This window comes from Methylocaldum sp., from assembly GCF_039794385.1.
GTDB lineage: Bacteria > Pseudomonadota > Gammaproteobacteria > Methylococcales > Methylococcaceae > Methylocaldum.
In genome coordinates this window covers 1-3,270 of the sequence record NZ_JBDIVO010000442.1, presented here as the reverse complement: position 1 = coordinate 3,270, position 3,270 = coordinate 1, and the positions used below count along the sequence as shown (strand labels likewise).

General features: G+C 59.2%; 3 protein-coding genes. 1 reads left to right on the top strand and 2 read right to left on the bottom strand.

The features are described 5' to 3' along the window. A partial coding sequence (locus ABJK70_RS22385; protein ID WP_347259181.1) for a hypothetical protein occupies nt 1-355 on the top strand: 355 nt, incomplete at its 5' end. 78 nt (nt 356-433) lie between these two features. Here the strand turns inward: ABJK70_RS22385 and ABJK70_RS22380 are convergent. Then, complete coding sequence (locus ABJK70_RS22380) at nt 434-2,134, bottom strand: SulP family inorganic anion transporter (protein ID WP_347259180.1); 1,701 nt, start codon at nt 2,132-2,134, stop codon at nt 434-436. 189 nt (nt 2,135-2,323) lie between these two features. Next, the gene (locus tag ABJK70_RS22375; RefSeq protein WP_077730921.1) at nt 2,324-2,998 is read right to left on the bottom strand and encodes a carbonic anhydrase; all 675 of its coding nucleotides are present in this window, start codon (nt 2,996-2,998) and stop codon (nt 2,324-2,326) included. Between the last annotated feature and the right edge of the window lie 272 nt (nt 2,999-3,270).

Below are 3,270 nucleotides of genomic sequence, written 5' to 3'. Positions count from 1 at the left end.
CGAGAAGATTCATTTCCTGATGCGGGATCTCAAGCTCAACAAAGATCGGGAAACCCTCAAACGCATCCTCGAAAACGCCATCCCCAAGACCGTGCAGGACGTGGTGCTGGTTTATGTCTCGGTCAGCGGCAAGCAGCGCGGCGAACTGTACGAAGAGAACTACGTGAAGAAAATTTATCCGCAGACGATCTACGGGAAGCTGTGGTCGGCCATCCAGGTGACCACCGCCGCCGCCGTGTGCGCAGTCGTCGATCAGGTGTTGAACCGGACCGAGCTCTACCAAGGCTTCGTGACGCAGGAGAGCTTTCGGCTCGAGGATTTTTTGGAGAACCGGTTCGGGCGGTATTACCGATGAGGTGAATCGCCTGGATGCGAGGGTGTAGGATGCGCTTCGTCCCTCAACGCCCCATGGCTCTAAACCGCTGTAATCCGGTTATACGGAAGTGGAGGATAGGTTTTCCTTTTCCCCACGTGACAGCGGTCTGTCCCCCGGATGGCGGGAGCCCGCCATGAGAGCCGCATGACGCAGGGCGTCCAGGCGTTTGGCGTAGTGATGGTCCCGATGAATCAAGCTCAACACGTCCAGACCCCTTAACACCTTGACCAGTTGCGGCTGCATACCCACGAAGAAGAGGTGTTGTTTGTGCTCCCGAGTCATGCGGATCATGTCTTCCACCGCCTTGGCTGCCGAAGTATCGATGAAAGGTACATCGGATAGGTCCAGGACCACGCTCTTGAAGGTGCTGAATTGCCGTACCCGCTCCAGGCGGCGGACCATGTTGTTGGCCGAGCCGAAACTCATGGGCCCATCGATATGGATAAGTATGATCTGGCCGTTGTTGCGGGCCAGGATGGCCGCCTCCTCGGAGATCAGGGGCGGTTCCGGAGCCTCGTGGGTGATGATGCGCAGCCTCGATTCTTCGAATTCCCCCATGCGCTTTACGAACAGGAGGTTCGCCAGTACCACGCCAACGCCCACCGCCTGGATGAGATCCACGAATACCGTCAGGCCCAGCACCACCAGCATGATCAGCACGTCGGCCCGTGGCGCATGAACGACATGCCGCACGAACCACCAGTCGATGATATCGATGCCCACCTTGAGCAGGATGCCGGCGAGTACGGCAAGCGGGATCTTTTCGGCTAATGGGCCCAGCCCCAATAGTATGGCCAGGAGGAACACTGCGTGGAGCATGCCCGAAAGGGGCGTGCGTCCACCGGTGCGGATGTTGACCACCGAGCGCATGGTGGCCCCGGCTCCGGGTAATCCGCCGAAGAATCCGGCGACTATATTGCCGATGCCCTGGCCGATACACTCCCGATTCGAATCGTGCTGGGTCCGGGTGAGATTGTCGCAAATCAGCGAGGTTAGCAGGCTGTCGATGGTTCCCAAAAGGGCCAGGATCGCCGCCGATTCCAGCATCACCAGCAAGAGATCGGCCTGAAAAGTCGGGATGATGAGGGTGGGAAAGCCTTCCGGCACCTCGCCGATAACCGGCGCGGCCGGTAGCCAGAAATAGGCGGTGAGCGTGCCGATTACCAGGGCCAGGACCGGCGGCGGAACCCACTGGCCAATACGGACGGGGGTCAGCGACACGATCCCCAGTGAGAGGAGGGTGAGTCCGACCGCCTGGGGATCGAGGCTGTCCCAGAACTCCGGGATCGCCCGTAGCGTGGCTAGCACCCCTTCCGGTTTGGGGGAGTGCCCCAGCAGGGCGGGGATTTGCAGAATGAGAATGATGCAGCCGATCCCGCTCATAAAGCCGGAAATCACCGGAAACGGGACCAGCCGAATGTAGCGCCCCCATTTGAGGAGGCCGATGAGAATCTGGATGACGCCGCCCATCATCACGACAGTGAAGGCGAGGGCGGGTTGATGGACATAGAGCAGGAGGACTTCGGCCATGACCACGGTCATCGGACCCGTGGGGCCGGAGACCTGAGCGGGCGTTCCGCCGAACAAGGCGGCGAAAAAACCCACGAAGATGGCTCCATAGAGTCCGGCGATGGCCCCTGCCCCGGAGGTTACGCCGAAGGCAAGCGCCAAAGGAAGGGCCACGACCGTGGCAACGAGGCCGCCGTAGATGTCGCCGCGAAGATTATTGAAGTGAAGACCGTAGATCAGCGGTTTCATGGTTCGATCTCTCTTGCCACATTTCAGGCGGCGATAAGCTTAGAGACAGCTGCTTACCTGCAGCCTATCTGTTAGCAAGTGTACATCTCCGGTATAGGCGGACGGAATGGCGCACCCGAGAACGGATTCCTCGAGCCGCAAGCCCGGCGGGCGATCCTGCTGCAGGCGAGCGATATGAGCTTCAAGGCATTAGATGATTCGTTTGACGGCAAGCTGCATGGCGGAGGGGATGGGTACGGACGGGTGCTCCGGCAGAGCGAGAAACTGGCCGCGTCCAGGGACATAGGCGAAAACTTCGGCCTTATCGATCTTGTAAACCCAGCCATAGAGCTTGATAGTCCCTCGGACGAGTCCCGCGGCAACCACGGGGTGCGTACGCAAGTTTTCCAATTGAACTAAAACATTCTCTTGCACGGCGGCCGTCAAGAGGGAATTGCCTTCCAGATGAGCGTAATTTTCCCGAGTGATCCGGCGGGTCGCCTCGGCATGGCCGAGCCAAGCGCGAGCGGCCGGGAGGTCGGCCACGCTTTCCGGGCCGCTCAGCAGCGCCTGCATGGCCCCGCAATAGGTATGGCCGCAAACGATGATTTCCTTCACTCCCAGATTGGCGACGGCGTACTCGATGGTGGCCGCTTCCCCGCCGCCGCTAGCCCCATAAGGAGGAATGATATTCCCCGCATTCCGCAGGATGAACAGGTCGCCCGGTTTCGACTGCGTGATCCAGTTCGGGTCGATACGCGAGTCCGAGCAGGTAATGAAAAGGGCAAGTGGATTCTGTCCGCCCGCCAGCTTTTTGAATGACTCTCTCTCTGACTTCGAGAGGCTCTGCTGAAACCTGTGAAAGCCTTCCACCAGTTCTTTCATGGGATTACCTTCCTCACCATGGGCACACGCGCAAAGGCATTTTATTCAGCTCAGAGGGAGTGATACCGCCCCGCCGACTTACGGATACAAATTCGGTGGTTTAATCTCTGTTTGACCATGCCGGGCCTTTTGGTTCAGCAACCGCTTTTGGAAGCCGTGCCGGAGAACCGCTGCGACTCCCAATTCCATTCGGCATTGGAGTGAACATTCATCGTAGGATGGGTAGAGCGAAGCGAAACCCATCGATGGCGGGTTGGCCCCTAGTCTCCGCT